The 20,312-nt window shown below is 43.6% G+C and carries 19 protein-coding genes; 3 read left to right on the top strand and 16 right to left on the bottom strand.

Going from position 1 to position 20,312, the window contains the following annotated elements; genetic code table 11:
* Window positions 1-132: 132 nt before the first annotated feature.
* The 3 genes from nirB to ACWPWY_RS01705 all read left to right on the top strand — a co-directional run bounded on the left by nirB (window position 133) and on the right by ACWPWY_RS01705 (window position 3,767).
* Window positions 133-2,562 (top strand): nitrite reductase large subunit NirB, encoded by a 2,430-nt coding sequence (gene nirB, locus ACWPWY_RS01715; protein ID WP_454190095.1) that lies wholly within the window; start codon window positions 133-135, stop codon window positions 2,560-2,562.
* A gap of 29 nt (window positions 2,563-2,591) precedes the next feature.
* Window positions 2,592-2,918 carry a nitrite reductase small subunit NirD gene (nirD, locus tag ACWPWY_RS01710; protein WP_454190094.1) on the top strand — a complete coding sequence of 109 codons (327 nt, stop codon included), beginning with the start codon at window positions 2,592-2,594 and terminating at the stop codon, window positions 2,916-2,918.
* Between the two features lie 66 nt (window positions 2,919-2,984).
* Window positions 2,985-3,767 (top strand): formate/nitrite transporter family protein, encoded by a 783-nt coding sequence (locus tag ACWPWY_RS01705; RefSeq protein WP_454190093.1) that lies wholly within the window; start codon window positions 2,985-2,987, stop codon window positions 3,765-3,767.
* A gap of 74 nt (window positions 3,768-3,841) precedes the next feature.
* Here ACWPWY_RS01705 and ACWPWY_RS01700 read toward each other — a convergent pair whose 3' ends face one another.
* The 16 genes from ACWPWY_RS01700 to ACWPWY_RS01625 form a co-directional block, all read right to left on the bottom strand.
* On the bottom strand, window positions 3,842-4,573 hold the full coding sequence (locus ACWPWY_RS01700; RefSeq protein WP_454190092.1) for a YwiC-like family protein: 732 nt from the start codon (window positions 4,571-4,573) through the stop codon (window positions 3,842-3,844).
* Window positions 4,574-4,601: 28 nt separating this feature from the next.
* On the bottom strand, window positions 4,602-5,270 hold the full coding sequence (gene modB / locus ACWPWY_RS01695; RefSeq protein WP_332083383.1) for a molybdate ABC transporter permease subunit: 669 nt from the start codon (window positions 5,268-5,270) through the stop codon (window positions 4,602-4,604).
* A 2-nt stretch (window positions 5,271-5,272) separates the two neighbouring features.
* Window positions 5,273-6,082 (bottom strand): molybdate ABC transporter substrate-binding protein, encoded by an 810-nt coding sequence (modA, locus tag ACWPWY_RS01690; RefSeq protein ID WP_332083382.1) that lies wholly within the window; start codon window positions 6,080-6,082, stop codon window positions 5,273-5,275.
* An 11-nt stretch (window positions 6,083-6,093) separates the two neighbouring features.
* Entirely contained in the window at window positions 6,094-7,104 is a 1,011-nt protein-coding gene (gene moaA / locus ACWPWY_RS01685; RefSeq protein WP_332083381.1) for a GTP 3',8-cyclase MoaA, read from the bottom strand.
* 51 nt (window positions 7,105-7,155) lie between these two features.
* Window positions 7,156-7,647: a molybdenum cofactor biosynthesis protein MoaE gene (locus tag ACWPWY_RS01680; RefSeq protein ID WP_332083380.1), complete on the bottom strand. Its 492-nt coding sequence runs from the start codon at window positions 7,645-7,647 to the stop codon at window positions 7,156-7,158.
* A 27-nt stretch (window positions 7,648-7,674) separates the two neighbouring features.
* The gene (gene moaC / locus ACWPWY_RS01675; protein WP_332083379.1) at window positions 7,675-8,160 is read right to left on the bottom strand and encodes a cyclic pyranopterin monophosphate synthase MoaC; all 486 of its coding nucleotides are present in this window, start codon (window positions 8,158-8,160) and stop codon (window positions 7,675-7,677) included.
* Window positions 8,161-8,171: 11 nt separating this feature from the next.
* Window positions 8,172-8,402, bottom strand: coding sequence for a molybdopterin converting factor subunit 1 (gene moaD, locus ACWPWY_RS01670; protein ID WP_191797455.1), 231 nt, complete (start codon window positions 8,400-8,402; stop codon window positions 8,172-8,174).
* 26 nt (window positions 8,403-8,428) lie between these two features.
* Window positions 8,429-9,460, bottom strand: a complete 1,032-nt coding sequence (locus tag ACWPWY_RS01665; RefSeq protein WP_332083378.1) for a ThiF family adenylyltransferase — start codon at window positions 9,458-9,460, stop codon at window positions 8,429-8,431.
* Window positions 9,461-9,584: 124 nt separating this feature from the next.
* Window positions 9,585-10,265 (bottom strand): respiratory nitrate reductase subunit gamma, encoded by a 681-nt coding sequence (gene narI, locus ACWPWY_RS01660; protein ID WP_332083377.1) that lies wholly within the window; start codon window positions 10,263-10,265, stop codon window positions 9,585-9,587.
* The gene (gene narJ, locus ACWPWY_RS01655) at window positions 10,262-10,924 is read right to left on the bottom strand and encodes a nitrate reductase molybdenum cofactor assembly chaperone (protein WP_191797449.1); all 663 of its coding nucleotides are present in this window, start codon (window positions 10,922-10,924) and stop codon (window positions 10,262-10,264) included. Before narJ ends, narI begins: the two co-directional genes overlap by 4 nt.
* A 39-nt stretch (window positions 10,925-10,963) precedes the next feature.
* Window positions 10,964-12,436, bottom strand: coding sequence for a nitrate reductase subunit beta (narH, locus tag ACWPWY_RS01650; protein WP_332083376.1), 1,473 nt, complete (start codon window positions 12,434-12,436; stop codon window positions 10,964-10,966).
* Entirely contained in the window at window positions 12,426-16,106 is a 3,681-nt protein-coding gene (locus ACWPWY_RS01645; RefSeq protein WP_454190091.1) for a nitrate reductase subunit alpha, read from the bottom strand. Before ACWPWY_RS01645 ends, narH begins: the two co-directional genes overlap by 11 nt.
* Window positions 16,107-16,234: 128 nt before the next feature.
* Window positions 16,235-16,816 (bottom strand): molybdopterin-guanine dinucleotide biosynthesis protein B, encoded by a 582-nt coding sequence (gene mobB / locus ACWPWY_RS01640; RefSeq protein WP_332083374.1) that lies wholly within the window; start codon window positions 16,814-16,816, stop codon window positions 16,235-16,237.
* A gap of 258 nt (window positions 16,817-17,074) precedes the next feature.
* A complete protein-coding gene (locus tag ACWPWY_RS01635) occupies window positions 17,075-18,616 on the bottom strand; it encodes a nitrate/nitrite transporter (RefSeq protein ID WP_332083373.1) in 1,542 nt (513 codons plus the stop codon).
* Window positions 18,617-18,744: 128 nt separating this feature from the next.
* Window positions 18,745-19,644 (bottom strand): hypothetical protein, encoded by a 900-nt coding sequence (locus ACWPWY_RS01630; RefSeq protein WP_454190090.1) that lies wholly within the window; start codon window positions 19,642-19,644, stop codon window positions 18,745-18,747.
* Window positions 19,637-20,290, bottom strand: a complete 654-nt coding sequence (locus ACWPWY_RS01625; RefSeq protein WP_454190089.1) for a response regulator — start codon at window positions 20,288-20,290, stop codon at window positions 19,637-19,639. The genes ACWPWY_RS01630 and ACWPWY_RS01625 overlap by 8 nt, the downstream gene beginning before the upstream one ends.
* Window positions 20,291-20,312: the final 22 nt, after the last annotated feature.

Here is a 20,312-nt window from a genome sequence, read left to right as displayed (position 1 = left end):
ACACTCTCTTTTTTTTAATATATATGTGAAAATAGTCACATACTTTATTTACCTCACCTACTATATAAAGATAATGAATTAGACAGAGAACTTGGCAGGATATCCAGTGGAATGAATGAGGAGGAACTAACTATGACACAAAAACAAAAGCTTGTTGTTGTTGGTAACGGAATGGCTGGTATGAATACAATCGAACAGCTGCTTAAGCTTACAGACCAGTATAACATCACAGTAATTGGTGCAGAGCCCCACCCTAACTATAATCGTATTATGCTTTCTTATGTATTAGAGGGAAGCAAAACGATTGATGATATTGTAATTAATGATCGTGCATGGTATGAATCGGCCGGTATCCACCTGATTACAGGAAAACGCGGTACAAAAATTAATACAGATCAAAAAACAGTCCAAATGGATGATGGGTCGCTAGTTGACTATGATCGCCTTATTATCGCGACAGGCTCGAATCCATTTATCCTCCCTATTCCGGGTTCTGATCTCGAAGGAGTCATTGGGTTCCGCGATATTGAAGACTGTGAGACGATGATTGTAGCAGCATCCCAGTATAAAAAAGCGGCTGTAATCGGCGGTGGATTGTTAGGTCTCGAAGCAGCAAAAGGACTTGTTCAATTAGGTATGGATGTTACCGTTGTTCATCTGCCTGAATATCTCATGGAACGTCAATTAGATGTGACTGCAGCTAAAATGCTGGAAAAAGAACTGGAAAGCCAAGGAATTAAATTCGCATTAGGCAAACAGACCTCCGCTTTGAAAGGCGATACTCGTGTTACGGGTCTTACTTTTACAGATGGTACTGAACTGGAAGCTGAGCTAGTCGTTATGTCTGTAGGTATACGCCCTAATATTGAATTTGCAGGCAATAGTGGAATCGAAGTGAATCGCGGAATCATTGTTGATGATTATATGCAGACTTCTGTACCTGACGTATACGCAGTCGGTGAATGTACGGAACACCGGGGTGTATGTTACGGTCTCGTAGCACCATTGTTTGAGCAAGGTTCAGTACTTGCGAAATCCCTAGCAGGTGTGGAAACGAAGCCATACGAAGGATCGATCTGTTCAACGAAGCTTAAAATTTCGGGCGTAGATGTATTCTCAACTGGTACTTTTATGGAAGAGAAACAACATACAACCATTACAATGCATGACGGATGGAAAGGCACTTATAAAAAGATTGTAATGCAAGACAACGTGATTGTAGGTGCTGTTCTGTTTGGGGATATTGATGACTCTTCCCGACTTGAGCGGTTCGTGAAAAAAGGCGAACTGATGACGGAAGAATTATATAAAGAATTAACGGGTACAGGCGGATGTTGCGGCGGCGGAGCCAAAGCGAACGTAGCTGCTGAGCTAACTGATGAAGATATCGTCTGTGGTTGCAATGGTGTAACGAAAAAAATGATTGTCGATGCCGTTACGATTGACGGACTGAACACTCTTGATCAAGTAAAAATGAAAACAGGCGCTTCCCGTTCGTGCGGCGGATGTAAACCGCTGGTAGAACAAGTGATGCAGCTTGTCCTAGGAAATAATTTTGATACAGAAGTTAAACAAGGGATCTGCGGATGTACGACCCTATCGAGAGATGAAGTTGTTGAGGCGATTAAACAGCAAAATCTTCATACTACCGCAGAAGTAACGAAAGCTCTGGGATGGAGTCAGCCAGAAGGATGTTCGAAGTGCCGCCCTGCTCTCAACTACTATCTCGGTATGCTGTGGCCAACCACTTATCAAGATGAACCTGCTTCCCGCTTTGTTAATGAGCGTATGAACGCAAATATTCAGAAAGATGGAACATATACCGTTCTTCCTCGGATGTATGGCGGTATGACCACACCTCAAGATTTGAAAAAGATTGCTGACGTATCGATTAAATACGATCTGCCTCTTGTGAAAATGACAGGTGGTCAACGGATCGGCATGATGGGTGTGAAAAAAGAAGACTTACCTAAAGTATGGGAAGAACTAGATATGCCATCTGGTTATGCTTATGCTAAATCCCTACGTACCGTTAAGACTTGTGTCGGCTCTACGTATTGCCGTTTTGGTACACAGGATTCCCTGCACATTGGTGATCTGATTGAACGTAAATTTGAACGTGTTGACTTCCCTGCGAAAGTAAAATTCGCAGTAAACGGTTGTCCACGTAACTGTGCAGAATCTTGTACGAAAGACGTTGGTATCGTCGGTAATGACGGCGGTTGGGAAATTTACGTAGGCGGAAATGGCGGTATCAAAGCAAGACTGGCTGATCTGCTATGCAAAGTAAAAACGGATGAAGAACTCATCGAAATCAGTGCTGCTGTACTCCAATTCTACAGAGAAACAGCCAAATATTTGGAGCGTACTTCGGACTGGGTTGAACGTGTAGGGCTAGATCTCATTCAACGTAATGTGGTAGCGGATGTGGAACAACGGAAACAGCTTGCTGAACGGATGGATATTGCGCTTAGCCGTACCGAAGATCCATGGAAGAAAGTACTGAATGATCCACAACTGAAAGAAACCTTATTTGAAAAAGTTATCGTTACGAAACCTTAATCTATTTTGCACAAAAGGAGTGTTCATATATGCCTAATTCAATCACCGAAAACTCAGTTTATATCGGTACAACAGATGATTTTTTAGAACGTGTAGGAAGAACGGTTGAGGTTAACGGTCTCAATCTGGCTATATTTAAAACTACGGAACAAATCTATGCACTGGAGGATCGCAATCCTCATCCCAAAGGCGGACCATTGAACGAAGGGATCGTCTCTGGACATTATGTATATGACCCTTTGTATGATTGGAAAATTGATATGCGGGATGGATGTGTTCAAGCACCGGATGAAGGTCAAGTTCGCACGTTCCCTGTTCTCGTAGAAGAAAATAAAATATATGTTACGATGAGGTAAAATTTGGTGATATAAACACTATTAACTAATCGTTATTCGTAACCATAGACAAGGCAGGGGAAGACGATGTTCCAATCAACGATCGAACAGATTAATCAGTCAGTAGAAGCGAAAAAGAAGCTTATGCAAACAAGTTTATTACGTTATTTCATTGCTGCTATGCTTGCAGGAGCTTATGTCGGAATCGGTATCATGCTCATTTTTACGATAGGCGGTTCATTCAAAGCCGCAGGCTCTCCAGCCGTTCAGCTCGTTATGGGGATGTCCTTCGGTATTGCTCTCACACTTGTTATCTTTGCAGGTTCTGAATTATTTACAGGTAACAATATGCTCTTCACGGTAAGCAGTTTATCGAAACAAACCTCTTGGGCTTTTACATTTAAGAATTGGGCATTCGTCTTCCTCGGCAACTTACTTGGCGCTGTCGTACTTTGTCTTCTAATCTATGGTGCTGGCGTGTTTGGAAAAATAGGACCGGATCATCTGCTCTTTACCGCCGCTGCGGGCAAAATGAGTATGCCCGTTACCGAATTATTTTTCCGCGGCATATTATGTAACTGGCTCGTATGTTTGGCTATATGGACATCGATGCGAACAAAAGAAGATACAGCTAAACTCATTCTGATCTGGTGGATGCTCTACGCGTTTATCGCGGTAGGATTCGAGCACAGTGTGGCTAATATGTCACTTATGACCATTGCTCTTATGCTCCCTGGGCATCCTGAGACGATTACATTTGCTGGATGGCTCCATAATATGATCCCTGTTACGCTTGGGAATATAATTGGCGGTTCTGTTTTTGTAGGTATGGCATACTGGTTTATGAGCCCGGTAAAATCTAAAAAATAACAAAAGATAACCCCTTTGTGATTCACTTCGGCACGGTAGACCCGGCCCTAAGGTGACTCACAAAGGGGCTTTTTTTATACGTATACCAACCACGAGATGATAATAAATTGTAATGCTCCAATCACCTCCAGAATTCCTGCTTTCATTGGCTTCATTGATTTTCCAGAGAACAGATACGTACGCACGAGTGGGAAAATAAACGGTAAGATCATCCAAGGTTGCCCTAATATAAATGGAATGATCAGAATCAATATATGATAGATTTTCGCTGCTTTTTCCCAAGCTGAATTGCCTCTTTCCCGAAATATCGTTTTCACAAAAAGCGCTGTTCCCATGAAGTAAATTAAGTTATAGAGTACAATAGTCAGCATCTCTGCATCCCAAGTGCCGCCGCCATACAAGTAAGATGCAGCTCCTCCTAAGGAAAAGATCACAATGGCACAGAAATCATTCAAAATAGCTCTTTCCGCCTTCTGTTTGACATGCCATATGTTCACACTTAATAAGATCAGGAATGGGATTCCAAAATAAAACAATTGAGGTTTGTCAATAAGAGGATATAGGAGTGCTGCTATAGCAATTACACCATAAATGACGGCGTATTTTAATAAATGCGTCCTCTGTTTTTTTCTTTTTATCGCCTGTAATAAAGGATACGAAGCTAAGTATAAGAACAACCACGCTATAAATAAAAGTATGTGGCTAAAGCGGGGTGTCCCTGCCATCACTCCAAATAAGAACGGAACACTGATCATAGCCCATCCCCCATGTTCATGAGGAATGACCATTTTATTTTGTTTCTTCATCGGTATGATTCTCCCCCTCTCTGTTTATTTAATCTGTTTTTTTCATTCTCGTCAGGAGCAGAAGCAGAAACGAAATAAGAATGATAGAGATCGTCCAGAGCCAGGCCATCGTCATATTACCAGATTCCACTGCTACAAAAATGGCCGTTGGGACCGTTTGTGTCTTGCCCGGAATATTTCCGGCAATCATCAGGGTTGCACCGAACTCCCCAAGACTGCGTGCGAAGCTAAGAATATAAGCGGTCATTACCGAAGGAAGAGTTATAGGTAAGGTAACATAACGGAATAATTGCCATTCACTTGCACCACTAGACCGTGCTGCATCCATAAGATTCGTATCAATTGCAGCAAACCCGTTCTTCATCGTCTGGTACACAAGCGGAAAAGATACGACTACGGAAGCAATAACTGCAGCTCCCCAGGAAAAAATAATCGAAGTAGAAAATATACTTTCTACAACCTGTCCAACCCAGCTGTTTCTACCGAGAAATACAAGCAGCAAAAAACCGATCACGGTCGGAGGTAATACAAGTGGAAGCATGAATAACGTCTCGACGATCACTTTCCCTGGGAATCTTGAAATAGACATACGCCAAGCGAAAAAAATACCAGAGCAGGTACTAAGGACACTTGATATCGCAGCGACTTGTAATGAGAGGCGTATCGGACTCCATAGCTGCACAAAGTCTATATCCATGTTTACTCACCAGGAGCCGAGAAACCATACTTTTTGAAAATAGACATTGCTTCCTCCGATTGCAAATAAGTGTAGAATTCCATAACCTCTTGTTTATTTGCTGAAGAATGAATTACGCCTACAGGGTATTCAATGGGAGTATAGAATGAGGGATTCACCGTATAGGCAATTCTTACTTTATCTGAAGAGAGAGCATCTGTCTTGTATACAAAACCTGCCTCTACATTTTTCGTCTCCACATATTGCAGAACCTGACGCACATCTTTCGCTTGAATCATCTTGGACTCTACATCTTCCCATACGTTTCCATGCTGAAGCGCTTCTTTCGCATACTTACCTGCTGGCACGGTTTCAGGAATCCCAATGGCGATACTGCTAACTTCCGTTTTTAGCAAATCGTTCACATCTCGAATCGTTGTTTTGTCATCCGCTGCGGTAATCACAGTAAGTTCATTCGTGAGCAAGGTAGTCTGCTCGTCCTCTGCAATCATTCCTTGCTGGACAAGAGCTTCTATATAAGATTTGGATGCAGAAATAAACAGATCAACTGGGGCCCCACGCTCAATCTGCTGCTGCAATGCTCCCGATCCACCGAAGTTAAAATAGATCGTAACATTGGAGTTTTCCGCTCTATAGTTATCTTGAATTTCTTGCAGAGCATCGGTTAGACTCGCTGCGGCAGAAACCGTAATCTCTATTTCTTTACCATCTGTCTGCTTCTCAGCCTGTTGATTCCCACATCCCAATAATAGCAGAAAAATTGTGAAAAAAAGAACGACATATTTCATATTTTTCTTAGAAAAAACCCCCATACTTCCCCCTCCTAACCACCAATTTGTGACATTCTACGGTGGGTAGGCGTATGAGTTGTTTCTTTTCCACCCTGTAGGAACTTGTACATTTCATGATGTTCGGGCTTCGTACCAATCGCCTCTAGAAACATTTGCCGCAGTGCTTCGTCATCCCCGATTACATTTCGGACTTGGAACTGTTCAGTCCATGCTAGACATGGCTTAATATACCCATCAGCGGTAAGACGCAGACGGTTGCAAGACTGACAGAAATGTTCACTAACCGGATGAATCAAACCAAAACTGCCGACGGCACCTTTCAGTCGATAATTCTGTGCGGGTCCATTCCCCTTTACATTGTCTACACTTTCATAATCCCATTCCTGTTGAGTGCATACTTCTTTCACTGTGCTGAGTGGCAAGTAGAGACTTTTCCACTGTTCATCACTGTGTCCGATGGGCATATATTCGATGAAACGCACATGGATATCCCGATCTTTCGTCAGGGAAATAAAATCAGCGATTTCATCATCATTAATCCCCTTCATGAGTAGTACATTCAGCTTGATGGGAGTCAGTCCCACTTTGAGACAGGTATCAATGCTGTCCAGCACCTTTTGAACGTTGCCTCCGCGTGTAATCATTTTAAACCGATCTGGGCGTAAGGAGTCCAAACTTATATTCACACGTGTCAGGCCTGCTTCTTTTAACTTCGCTGCACGAGGTCCGAGAAAAATCCCATTCGTTGTAAGAGCAATATCTTCAATCCCGGGAATATGGGAAATCATATCGACTAGTTTCTCCAGTTCTTTTCGGACAAGGGGTTCTCCTCCTGTCAGTCTGATTTTGGATATTCCCATTCCTGCAACAACCCGCACGACGTCAGCGATTTCATCATAAGTAAGTATCTTATCGGAAGGTTCAAATTCCATTCCTTCTTCCGGCATACAGTAAACACAGCGCAAATTACAGCGATCTGTCACTGATATTCGTAAGTATTCATGTTTTCGGCCAAACGAATCTACGAGACGAGGTACTTTCATCCGCTCATCAACTCCTTTCTTATAAAATAGGGTGGTTTGTTACCATATTACTTATGCATTATCCATTTCTTCTTTGGATAGATCATGAAGTAAAGGACGGCCTTCTGGATAAGTGACTTGGTTTAGCTGATCTCCAACCCACTCTGAACCATCTTCGCCGTATTCTTTTTTCCAGATCGGTACAATCTGTTTAATCCGTTCAATGATATATTCATTCGCTTCATAAGCCGCTTTTCGGTGGGGAGAAGAGACCGCAATCGCAACGGCAACATCAGAAATTTCAAGCCTGCCTATACGATGGGTGATAGCTACACATGTATCTGCCCAGCGTTCGCGTACTTCCTCACCAATACGTTCTAATTGTTTAACTGCCATAGAGGGATAAGCTTCATATTCCAGAAATAAGGTACGTTTACCAAAGGTAAGTTCCCGTACTGTACCTAAAAACAGGGTAATTGCTCCTGCTTCCCTGCGTTTTACTTTGCTAATCACTTCTTCTGCTTCAATCGGTTGATCGGTGATCACGAATAATGAACTGTCCACTTTCGGCCTCCTTTCTTTCCGTAATTCTCATGTATTTTGACGATAGTAGTCACCGCTTTTTCCGCCTTGCTTGCGCGCTAGATAAGTAGGTCCGAGAATCATCCCTTTATCTATTGCTTTACACATATCATATATCGTTAATCCTACGGTTTGTGCTGCTGTTAAAGCTTCCATCTCAACACCAGTTACGCCGGTTGTCTTCACTGTCACTTCAAAAGATAGGATCTCTTCGCTCACGAATTCAAAGGTAATATCAATACCTGTCAGCGGGATGGGATGACACATGGGAATGATATCGGATGTCTTTTTTGCTGCCATGATACCGGCAATTTGAGCTACAGCAAGGACATCGCCCTTTTCCATAGAACCTTCCTTAATTCTTCTTAAGGTTTCCGGCTGCATTTGGATCTGACTTCTCACAACAGCGATCCGTTTCGTTTCTTTTTTATCCGTAACATCAACCATATGAGCCCGGCCTTGTTCATTAAAATGGGTTAGTTTCTCATTACTCATCGTCATCCTCCTTACCCGCCGCTAACGGGCGGAAGCAAAGCCACCGTATCATTAGGACCAATCTGATCTTGGTCATCTGCGAATTGTTCGTTTACTGCGATCATCACATGATCAAGTAATAACTCGGGGTAACGTCTTTTCATCTCTAATCGAAAGTCAGCAACTGTGGTCGAACCCAGATCTAAGTCCAATTCATGAGTTCCTAATTGCTCACTTAAATGCGCAAAACATAATATTTTCATAAAGAACCACCTTCTTTAACATAAAGTCACATCACATATCGCTGATACAATTTCTTAGCTTCTACAGGATCCGAAGTACCATGAATGAGTGCCCGTCCATCTCGAAAAATAACAAGCCTGAAATTCCCTTCTTCAATCTGAATAAGATGTGGGGTCACTCTAACGCCAGTATCTTGCCCCATTGCACGCTTAGCAACACCTTCTAAATCAAGTAATTCTTCTCTCGGATAACGGACCCATACAGAGGTTCGGCCGCATAATACCTCCGTTTTTATCTCTGTATCATACCTCAGGTAAGGATAAGTCGGCTTGGCTCCACAGGTTTGACAGGTGTGATGCCCTGCATCATCATGAATCCGGATTGCCTGTGACATATTCGTCCACAGATCAAATACCATAAAACGATCAGACATCAACCTTTTGTTCCCGGTCAGCCATTTGAGTGCTTCGGCAGATTGCGTAGAAACCACCCTTTGTACGGCAGGTGCAATAATCCCCTCGATGTCACAAGAAGCAGAACCAAAAGGCATGCGCTTCAGTAAGCAATGAAGACAAGGTGTCTTTCCAGGGATAAAGTTATACACCGCACCAAAACTACCGGAGCAAGCTCCATAAATCCAGGGGATTTGATAGCGATAGGATATATCATTAATCATATAGCGGATAGGAAAATGGTCCGTCGCATCCAGAATTAAATCAATGTTGTGATTCTCCAGAATGTTCTGAAGGTCCCGTGCCGAACAATCCATTACATACGGGTTTACACGAATATCTGAGTTAATCTGCTGTAATCGATTCGCTGCTGCAATCGCTTTAGGAAGCTGCTCGCTTACATCTTGTTCCGCATATAAAGATTGACGCTGCAGATTGCTCCATTCCACCACATCACGATCAATGATCGAAATCGTACCTACTCCTGATCGAGCAAGTATTTCCGCATTCCCTGAACCAAGCGCACCGGCACCGATGATGAGTACATGCGCATCAGAGAGAAGCTGCTGCCCCTGTAAACCAATCGGCTGAAAATTCTCCTGTCTGCTATAGCGACCCTGATTCACACGATCTCCTCCTTCCTCTATCCCCTGTTTAGAAAAAAGCGGCATGGATTCCGCTAAGCGGACCATGCCCTTTTCAATACATCCGAATCATATGATATCTATATATAATACTTAGAAAACCCTATTAACCCCGTTTGCGATACACTACATAGCTGCGTCTCAAATATTTGATAGGCATACTGAGCATATGCACAAGTCTTGTAAAAGGGAAAACGGCAAATAACGATAGTCCTAGAACAACATGAATTTGGAAAATGAGAGGCACCTCGCTCATGAGTGAAGCATCCGGTCTAAAGATGAGCACCCCTCTAAGCCATGGACCAATGGTCTCCCGGTAATCAAACTCTCCGCTGCCTGCCATATTGAAGAGAGTAGCACTCATGCCAACAACGACAATGAGGGTAAGGAGAATAATGGATAACATATCTCCAAAGCTGCTGGTTCTCCGAATACGAACGTCAGATAGACGGCGAACAACAAGAATAATACAACCGATCAGCGTTATGATTCCTGCAATGGTCCCAATCGAAAGTGCCATTAAATGATAAAGATGATCTGAAACTCCGAGTGCTGAAAGCCAAGATTTAGGGATAAGAATACCACCTACATGACCAAAGAAGACAAGGATAATTCCAATGTGGAACAAGTTACTTCCAAGGCGCAGCTTCTTTTTCTCTAAGAGCTCACTCGATTTCGCTGTCCAGCCAAACTGATCTGTTTGATAGCGATAATAAAGACCCACCAAAAACAAGATGAGTATGATATAGGGATAAATCACCCAGAAAAATTGACTTCCCCAAGTCATGAGGTTCCCTCCTTAACTTGTCCATATCCGGCGGCGGCCCACATCGGACCGCAGCCTTGTGCAGAAGGTATGCTTCCGCATGCAGCCGGAGCTGATATTTCGATTAACCCTTCCGTGATACCCGAATCATCAAGTATCCACAGTATGGCATCCATAACATATCGATAAGGACTATTTTGCTTATCTAGTGCTGATTTCAGCTGTTCGAGGGCTTTACGGAAAGAGACTAAAAGCCCTATGCCTCTGTCCATTTGTGCAACAGCCACATATTCAAGCACCAGCGGCAGAAAATCAGGTAATTCATCCGTATCCATGATCATGTCCTCTTCTTCATAAAGCTGCTTCAAACGCAGCAAGGCAGGACCACGTTCCCGATCTTCACCCAGTTGTCCATAAGTTAGATACAAATTTGATTTCTTATTAAAATCAAAGGTCTTAACATAGGCGGATGTAATTGCCTCTGCATCCATACCAGCAAAGGAGGCAATACAGTCTCCAGCTAAAGTTTGCAGTGTATCTCTCACATCTTCGTTCTCTTCCTGAATCAAATGGCACCAATCAACATACATGTCATCTGACGTTTCTTGCCATGTTGCATCCGGGTATTGCAATAGCTGTGAGAAGAGCATCCAGCTTGAACGCAGCGTTATCTCTTTCATATCCGATCACTCCTTTTCGATTCGATGGAAACGTAAGACTCAACCGCCACAAGGTCCAGGTCCGCCCGTCATATTCGTGAACCCGCAGCCTCCTTGTTCGGAATAGAGATCTGCGAACTCCTCTCGGTGCGCGGAAGGAATGACAAATCGATCTTCATATTTTGCAATTGCAAGTAAACGGTACATTTCTTCTGTATCTTTTTCCGTCATACCGAATTGTTTCAGTATGTCAAGATCAGGTGTTTTGTTTAAGTTACGAGAACGCATATGTGAACGCATAACTGCCATCTTTTTCAGCACGTTGGTAACCACATCTGTATCTCCAGCAGTCAATAAGTTTGCCAGATACTGAACAGGAATACGCATGTCATCAATAGCCGGGAAAATATCTTCTGGTGTTGCAGATGCGCCTTTACCTTCCACCATGTTCGTAATTGGGCTGAGCGGCGGTACATACCATACCATTGGCAATGTCCGGTATTCTGGATGAAGCGGAAGTGCAATCTTCCAGTCGACTACCATTTTGTAGATCGGTGAACGCTGTGCATGCTCAATCCAGTCTTCTGGAATATTCGCAGCTCTCGCTGCAGCAATGACTTCAGGATCGTTCGGATCCAGGAATACATTAAGCTGTGATTCATAAAGATCTTTCTCGTTTGTAACGGATGCAGCTGCTTCCACTTTATCCGCATCATAGAGCATAACGCCCAGGTAACGAATTCTTCCTACGCAAGTTTCAGAGCAAATCGTAGGCAATCCTTGCTCAAGCCGCGGGAAGCAAAGTGTACATTTCTCCGCTTTGTTTGTTTGCCAGTTGAAGTACACTTTCTTATATGGACAGCTTGATACACAGAATCTCCAGGAACGGCAAGCATTCTGATCAACCAGAACGATTCCGTCTTCTTCCCGTTTGTACATCGCTCCGGAAGGACAGCTGGATACGCAGGCTGGGTTAATGCAGTGCTCACAAATACGCGGCAAGTACATCATAAATACCTGTTCAAACTCCATACGAACGGATTCTTCAATCCCCTTCATATTCGGATCTTCATAGCCTGACTCATGTACGCCGGCTAGATCATCTTCCCAGTTTGGTCCCCACTCAAGGTTCATATATTCACCAGTGATCTGCGATTTTGGACGTGCTACTGGCTGGTGTTTAAGCTCAGGACTCTGCTGAAGTTTCTCATAATCATAGTCCCATGGCTCGTAGTAATCATCGATTGTTGGTTGATCTGGGTTATGGAAAATATTTTTCAGGCGATTCGCACGGCTGCCTGAACGAAGTTCAAGCTTGCCGTCTTTTTTCAGTTCCCAACCGCCTTTATATTTATCTTGGTTCTCCCATTGTTTTGGATATCCAATACCTGGCTTTGTCTCTACATTGTTAAACCACATGTATTCGGCACCTTTACGGTTTGTCCATGTGTTCTTACAAGTGACCGAGCAGGTATGACATCCAATACATTTATCTAAGTTCATGACCATTCCGATTTGCGCTTTAATCTTCAAGCCAGTTCACCTCCTCAAGTTTGCGGATCACAACATACAGATCCCGTTGGTTTCCTGTAGGGCCATAGTAGTTAAATCCGTAGCTCAGTTGGGCATAGCCGCCAATCATGTGCGTTGGTTTCACGTGAATCCGTGTTGGACTGTTGTGTGTACCACCGCGTGTCGTCGTCACATCCGTTGCAGGCACGTTAATTGTGCGGTCCTGCGCATGGTGCATGTAAGCCATTCCGCGAGGCATACGGTGCGTGACAACGGCACGAGCAACGACCGCACCATTTTGGTTGAAGCACTCAATCCAGTCGTTATCTTTAATATCTGCGTCTGCTGCATCGTCCTTATTGATCCAAATTGTTGGTCCACCTCGGAACAAGGTGAGCATCGGCAGAGAATCAAAATACATACTGTGAATAGACCATTTACTATGCGGTGTCATGAAGTTCAGTACAATTTCTTTCCCTTTCGTCGCTGGACGTTTTTTATTGGTATGGAAAGGTGCATGTTTCATCGTTGGTTTATAAATCGCCATGTTTTCACCAAACTCCGTCAACATTTCATGATCGAGGAAGTAATGCTGACGTCCTGTAAGCGTACGGTAAGGAATCAGGCGCTCTACATTCGTTGTAAATGGTGAATAACGACGACCATGTTGTTCAGAACCACTGAAAGCAGGTGAAGTGATTACGGTTTTTGGCTGTGTTGTAATTTCATTAAAAGTAAACCGTTCTTCCATCCGGTCTTCCGCCAGATCTTTCAGTTTAAGTGCTGTTTTTTGCTCGAGTGATTCCCAAGCTCTAACCGCCATTTTACCGTTACTTGTCGTGGACAAGGACAAGATGGCTTCCGCCATATGCCGGTCTGTTACGAGTTTCGGACATCCTTCGCTAATACCAGGTTCGTCCACTACGCCATTCACTTTTTTCATCAGTTCATATTCTTCTGCTGCAGACCAGTTAATCCCCTTAATACCATAAGGTTTATCTTTGATGTTAGGTCCAAGTGCCGTCATTTTCTTATACACAGAAGCATAATCCCGTTCTACTACCACAAATTTCGGCATTGTTTTTCCAGGAATTGCGTCGATCTCACCTTTGCTCCAATCCAAAATTCGGCCGAAAGGTTGAGACAATTCATCTGGTGTATCATGCTGAAGCGGAACAGCTACAAGATCACGTTGCGGTTCTGTGAACTGGCTTTCTGCCATTTCAGAGAATGTTTTGGCAATCGTCTTGAATGTTTCCCAGTCAGACTTGGATTCCCATAGCGGCGCTACAGCCGGATTAAATGGATGGATGAACGGATGCATATCTGTAGAAGATAGATCGCTCTTCTCATACCAAGTCGCTGCAGGAAGTACGATATCGGAATAAACAGCTGTTCCGGACATACGGAAATCGATGTCTACCATTAAGTCGAGTTTGCCTTCCGCTGCGTTGTCATGCCATTTGATTTCCTTCGGACGAATCGTCTCTGAATCATCATTCAGCAGTCCGTTGTGTGCACCAAGTAAATATTTCAGGAAGTACTCATGACCTTTACCAGAACTTGAGATCAGGTTCGCACGCCATACAAACATTACTTTTGGATGGTTTACTTCAGCATCTGGATCTTCAATTGCAAACTGCATTTTACGATCTTTCAGCTGCTGTGCAACATAACTTGCTACACCTTCCGGTGTATGGTGACCTTGCTCGGATGCTTCTTTCGCAACTTCAATCGAGTTTCTATTAAATTGCGGATACGAAGGCAGCCATCCTAGACGAGCAGCCATGACGTTGTAATCCGCATAGTGAGAATAACGTGCTCCATCTACCAAGGCAGACGTATGTCCATCTACTGGATTTGATTCAAATCTCCACTGATTCGTAGCAAAATAGAAGAAAGATGTACCATTTTGCTGGCGCGGCGGCATCGTCCAGTCACGTGCAAACGCAACATTAGCCCAGCCTTCTGCAGGACGAAGTTTTTCTTGTCCAACATAGTGCGCCCAGCCGCCTCCATTCACACCTTGGCAGCCTGTCATTAATACAAGGTTCAGTACACTGCGGTAGATGGTATCGGAGTTGTACCAGTGGTTAATACCAGCACCCACGATAATCATGGAACGACCTTTACTATCTACTGCATTCTGAGCAAATTCACGCGCAATTTGAATCACAGATTCACGATCTACGCCTGTAATCTGTTCTTGCCATGCAGGTGAATATACTGTGTTCGCATCATCGTAATTGCTTCCGTTTACGGCATCAACACCGTAGTGGGCAAGCATAAGATCAAATACACTAGTTACCCGGTACGTTTCCCCATTTGGAGTCGTGATGGTACGGTATGGAATGTTACGAGTAACGACGGTATTCCCTTCATCGTCAAAGTAAGGGAACTTAATGGTCAGTTGACCGTCAGCTGATGTACCGAGTCCAAGCTGTGGAGAAATTTCTTCTCCAGTAAGGGTATCCACCATTTCGAGGTTCCATTTTCCTTCTTCTCCCCAGCGTGAACCGATGGTTCCGTTCGGGATTCGAAGCTCGCCTGAATTCTCATCGATCAGTACGGTTTTCCACTCCGCATTATTTGTGTCCACACCAAGATCTTTGGCAGTGAGGAAGCGATTTGCCGTAAAGGCGCCCTCTTTCTCATCCAACAAGACGAGGAATGGGAAATCTGTATATTTTTTAGAATATTCATTGAAATAAGGTGTGCTTTGTTTCACATAGAACTCATTTAAAATAACGTGGCCCATCGCCATCGCTAGTGCTCCGTCCGTTCCTTGTTTTGCTGGGAGCCACTTATCTGCAAATCTTACAAATTCCGCGTAGTCCGGACTAATGGATACCACTTTCGTTCCTCGGTACCGTGCTTCTGTCATGAAGTGAGCATCCGGTGTTCTCGTCATAGGCAGGTTTGAACCCCATACTAGCAAGTAGCTGGAATTGTACCAGTCACTACTTTCTGGAACATCCGTTTGATCACCCCAAATTTGCGGTGATGCCGGAGGCAGATCCGCATACCAGTCATAGAAACTAAGCAGCGGAGATCCCACAAGAGAAAGGAAACGAGATCCTGCTGCATAACTTACCATGGACATCGCAGGGATTGGAGAAAATCCAATGATGCGGTCTGGTCCGTTTTGCTTTATCGTGTGCAGCATGGAAGCAGAAATGATCTCGGATACTTCATCCCAGGTTGCGCGGACCATTCCACCTTTACCCCGTGCTGATTTATATGTTAATTTTTTGTCCTTATCTGCAACAATCGAGTTCCATGCTTTCACAGGATCTTGATGCTCACGTTTCGCTTCTCTCCATAGTTCAAGCAATTTACCGCGAATGTATGGATATTTCACACGCAGTGGACTATAGAGATACCAGGAAAAGCTTGCTCCACGCGGACAACCGCGAGGTTCAAATTCCGGCATATCCGGCCCAGTCGTAGGATAATCAGTTTGTTGTGTTTCCCAAGTAACAATGCCGTCTTTAACAAAAATTTTCCAGCTGCAAGAACCTGTACAGTTGACGCCATGGGTTGAACGTACAACTTTGTCATGCTGCCAACGATTGCGATACATTTCTTCAGAAGAACGGTCGGCAACAGTAACTTCACTCCATCCTTCCGAGTTCTTTTCGCGCTTACGGAAAAATTTTAATCTTTGTAATAGAGGATTGCTTTTATTCATCTTTCCAGCTCCTTGCGCATTTTGATACTTCTATTGTATACGCAAGGTTAGGGTGAATAAGAGGGGGGAACTCCCCCATTCCAAGGTAGGGATTCCCCGATGTTCATGTACTGAATGCGAGGGTGGACTCATTTCTGTGATAAAAGAGATAATGCGAGGGAAATAGAGTGCTGAAGGACAGTCGTTTCGTTATTCATGAAAATGATCGGAATCTCTGCGTAGCCGTTTTCTCGCTGCCACTGAATTCCTTCTAAGGCCAGCGAAGCCTGCCAGCTAAGGAATAGCTTGATATTAGAAGCTTGTCTCAGCAAATCTTCCATATCGTTTTGATCACGAAGCAGTGCGATTTTTGGATAAGGAGCTGTTTTGAAGCCTTCCGCAAGCAAAAGGTCGACTCTTCCCTTCATTTGCTCCGCAATTTGATCTAAAGATGTCTCCGATTCTCGCATCATGCGAGTCGCTGTCTTCGATGTAAGTACGGTTTCTATCGCTCCGCTGGCTAGATGTTTGGAACTATCCGTTCCCGCGTCGTCTAGCTCAAATGTATGTGCATCACGCTTAGCTGAACCAACACGAACTCCTTTTTCCGTTAGCGCTGCAATTAGCTTGCAGCATAAGGTAGTTTTGCCGCTATTCTTATAACCGATCACCTGCAGTACAGGCAGGCTGCCTATGCTTCGCACCTCTTCTTGTTTTATTCCTGATAACACAGCAGCACCTCCCTATTCTTGATTACGTCTTACATCATCATATCATCATGTTCTGGCAGATATCCTTTCTGTTAGCTCATGAGTTCATACTCCAAACAAGGACATAGGGAACTCCCCCATACCAGAGAACGGCTGTAATGCGGAAATGGCTGTGAAGCGCCTAAGCTCCACAGCCAATGTCCTACAGAATATTTTTGCATGAACGGCGCCTGTACATAAAGGTATTCACTATTTACGGCGGTTCATGCTTGTATCCCTTTATTTTTGCTTTGTATTTCGATCTACTTTAAGCGAAGCATTCTGAACTTCATTTGGATCCACTTCACTAAATACACCTACATAATAATTGATTTCTCCGACATCATTTTGAATGCCGTTAATCGTTAAATACTGCAGATATAGATTTCCGTTCTTTTTCTTGTTCCAAATGTTGCCTGACCAGGAATGCTTCTCTCCCAGCTGCTTCCACATCACATCATAAAATGGACCTTCATGTTTACCTGATTTCAAAAATCCAGGTGTTTTTCCGATCGATTCTTCAGCAGTGTAACCCGTAATCTCTGTAAAGGCCGGGTTAATTGTCTGAATGATTCCTTTTGAGTTCGTCACAAGTACAGCTTGCGACGTAGTGTTTACGATTTTCTCAGCAAGTTTCATACGATCTTGCCAGTACATATACAGTACGAGAAGGATACTGCACAAGGAAACCATCGCCAAGGCCATGAATCCGATCGCGTAGTGACCTGTAATTGCAAACAGGGAGGAGAGCATTAGCGGCGGGAAGAAACCACCCAGTCCCCCTAGGGCTGAAATCAGACCATTTGCAATCCCTGATTGTTTTGCAAAATAAAGCGGAACTAATTTGAAAATCGTACCGTTACCAATCCCTGCACATAGTCCAATGAGCAAGCATCCTACTGTAAAGATCGAAATTCCTGGAGAGAACGCAAGAACAACACCGCCAATGGTTAAACCGGCGAATACGAACAATAAGATTTTGAATGGATTGAATTTGTCACCAAGCCATCCTCCTGTTGTACGCATAAATGTTGCGAGTGTAATGAATCCAGCTGCGCGCAGTCCAGCATCCACCTTACTGATTCCAAAATTATTCACGAGATGATTCGGCAAGAATACAGTGAAGGCAACGAAAGCACCAAAGGTAATAAAGTAGAAGAAGCATAATAACCATAGCTTTTCATTCTTATATACACCTTTAACTTGGTCTTTCAAGGAAGTATTCATTTTAGATTCTTTTCGATCACCAAGGAAGAAGTTCGCAAGAATAAAGACAGCAAGTAAAATCATATAAATTTGCACCGTAGTACGCCATCCAAATTGCTCTGCAAGCACCGGTGCGAAGAACGTACTAAGTGCGGACCCTAAGTTACCAAGTCCATAAATTCCGTTAACAAGACCATGTTTTTCTTTTGGATAGTATTTAGGCAGTGAAGTAACACCGACGGAGAATGTTGCACCCGAGATCCCCAGGAACAAACCTCCAATAATTAAATCAATGAAACTATCTGCTCGGCTAATGTAAAATACCGGGATCAGCAATACAAGGAAGCTGACCAAGAACATATTGCGAGCACCGTATTTGTTGGTCCAAAAACCAAATGGGATTCGCAAGATCGAACCAAGTACGACAGGTACTGCGGTAACGAGAGACAATTGTCCCGCCGTTAATGGAATTCCGTCCTTAATAAATACAATTAATGATGATAAAATACCCCAAACCGCAAAACCTAAGACCAAACTTAAGGTTTGTAAGGGAAGTATTGCTTTAGGTGGTTTCATGACCTATCCTCCTCATAGACTCTAACTACTATGATTTCATTATCCTTATTGGGAGGACGAAAAAGAATTGGGGAATTCCCTCAATTGTTCTCTAGGAAATCCCCCTTCATGTACCTATTTAAGTTAGCCTATACTTCCCAGTGAATCTCATCCATTAGTTGGCGGGTAGGAATGGCGAATCGTACGGACTGACGATCCTGTGCTACGGATACTTCAAGATCCGACTTCAGTGATTTTAGAAGTTCTCTCAAGGCATGAAAAGACTCATGGGTATGAGAGCAGGCTCCCTTCCCTTCATACACGACAAGTGTATACCCTATGGCATCCTGCTCCAGCGTGATTTTGGCACTAGATAATCCGCTGAAATAATCATGTACCAGAAGATCTAAGACTTTTGCAATTTCTTGCTGACGATGACTTGAAAGACGTGTAAGCCGCTGATCCAGCAGTTCACACTGAACCCCTTCTTTATGCAATTTTCGTAGTTGCTGTAGCAGTGGTCCTGTCAGATCTACTACTTGTTCTGCTTCTTCTGGCTCGGCTAAGGAGATAAACGCGGCGGTATGATCATAGAGAGCAGCAAGCGCTGCTGCACTTTGTTCTACTCGTTCGATTTCTTGTGGGCTGAATACCCGTTCTTCTCGTTGACCTACCAGTAATACTCCATAGGATAACTTTTGTTCAGGCCGTGATGAGTCCACAGAGACCCCCATACCCGAACGTATTGACTCAATAAGGAAAATCGGGTATTCCAGCATTTCATCCTGAACTTCTTCTGGAAAATAGGTGACGATATAAGGGGCTTTTGACTTCAGCGCTTTTCCAGCCATCCCTTTTCCCATACGAACCATAATTTTTTTATAGCGTTCTGTGTTCGCCCCGAGCGCCATTTTCCAATGAATATCTCGATAATTCTCATCAGCAAGTGCTACTGCGATAAAGTCCAGTTTCAAATCCGATTTAAGCTGCTCTAATTCCGTTTGTATTTGTTTTTGGATCGTTACATGGTGGCTAGAAGGTTCAGTCAAATTCGAGCAACCCCCTTTTAAAGGCGAATTCCATCAACTCACGACGATTACTTAGTTTCAGTTTTTCCATGATGTTTCCTTTATGATTCTCCACCGTTTTCACACTGATTGTAAGGAGTTCCGCGACTTCTTTATTGGTATATCCTTTGGCGACTAGCGTAAATATTTCTTTTTCTCGCTCTGTTAACGTTTCAAATCGGTCTACAGCATCCTCTGCATTTCCGTGCAGATAAGCTTGTATCACTTTTTTCGTATCCGCCGGTTGTAAATAGACCATCCCTTGCTGCACTTGCTTGATCGCAGTTACGAGTTCTGTAATGGGAGCCGATTTTAATACATATCCGGATGCTCCTGACTTCAGTGCCCTGAACAAATACTGTTCATCGTTATGCATAGTTAGAATGATCACCTTTACCTCAGGCATCGAATGCAAAAGCTCACTTGTCGTATACAGTCCATCTCGTCCATTCGGCATACTTAGATCCATGAGCACAATATCAGGTTTTAGCTCAAGCGCTTTTTTTATACATGACCTTCCATCCGACGCTTCACCTACCACTGTAATTCCAGGCTTTGTATCCAACACAGCCCGAATCCCACTACGAACTACCGCATGGTCATCCACTATAAGTACTTTTATATCCATATATATTCTATAATCCTCTCTT

The organism is Paenibacillus sp. Marseille-Q7038, assembly GCF_965111595.1.
The sequence above is the reverse complement of the archived record's forward strand: the minus strand, read 5'-3'. Positions and strand labels throughout refer to the sequence as shown.

Excerpts from the sequence above, each read along its gene's own strand:
- nirB (WP_454190095.1), top strand. The coding sequence starts at position 133 with ATGACACAAAAACAAAAGCTTGTTGTTGTTGGTAACGGAATGGCTGGT.
- nirD (WP_454190094.1), top strand. The coding sequence starts at position 2,592 with ATGCCTAATTCAATCACCGAAAACTCAGTTTATATCGGTACAACAGAT.
- moaA (WP_332083381.1), bottom strand. The coding sequence starts at position 7,104 with ATGAAAGTACCTCGTCTCGTAGATTCGTTTGGCCGAAAACATGAATAC.
- moaD (WP_191797455.1), bottom strand. The coding sequence starts at position 8,402 with ATGAAAATATTATGTTTTGCGCATTTAAGTGAGCAATTAGGAACTCAT.
- ACWPWY_RS01705 (WP_454190093.1), top strand. The coding sequence starts at position 2,985 with ATGTTCCAATCAACGATCGAACAGATTAATCAGTCAGTAGAAGCGAAA.
- ACWPWY_RS01625 (WP_454190089.1), bottom strand. The coding sequence starts at position 20,290 with ATGGATATAAAAGTACTTATAGTGGATGACCATGCGGTAGTTCGTAGT.
- narJ (WP_191797449.1), bottom strand. The coding sequence starts at position 10,924 with ATGAAAGAGATAACGCTGCGTTCAAGCTGGATGCTCTTCTCACAGCTA.
- ACWPWY_RS01700 (WP_454190092.1), bottom strand. The coding sequence starts at position 4,573 with ATGAAGAAACAAAATAAAATGGTCATTCCTCATGAACATGGGGGATGG.
- narI (WP_332083377.1), bottom strand. The coding sequence starts at position 10,265 with ATGACTTGGGGAAGTCAATTTTTCTGGGTGATTTATCCCTATATCATA.
- ACWPWY_RS01645 (WP_454190091.1), bottom strand. The coding sequence starts at position 16,106 with ATGAATAAAAGCAATCCTCTATTACAAAGATTAAAATTTTTCCGTAAG.
- ACWPWY_RS01635 (WP_332083373.1), bottom strand. The coding sequence starts at position 18,616 with ATGAAACCACCTAAAGCAATACTTCCCTTACAAACCTTAAGTTTGGTC.
- modA (WP_332083382.1), bottom strand. The coding sequence starts at position 6,082 with ATGGGGGTTTTTTCTAAGAAAAATATGAAATATGTCGTTCTTTTTTTC.
- modB (WP_332083383.1), bottom strand. The coding sequence starts at position 5,270 with ATGGATATAGACTTTGTGCAGCTATGGAGTCCGATACGCCTCTCATTA.
- moaC (WP_332083379.1), bottom strand. The coding sequence starts at position 8,160 with ATGAGTAATGAGAAACTAACCCATTTTAATGAACAAGGCCGGGCTCAT.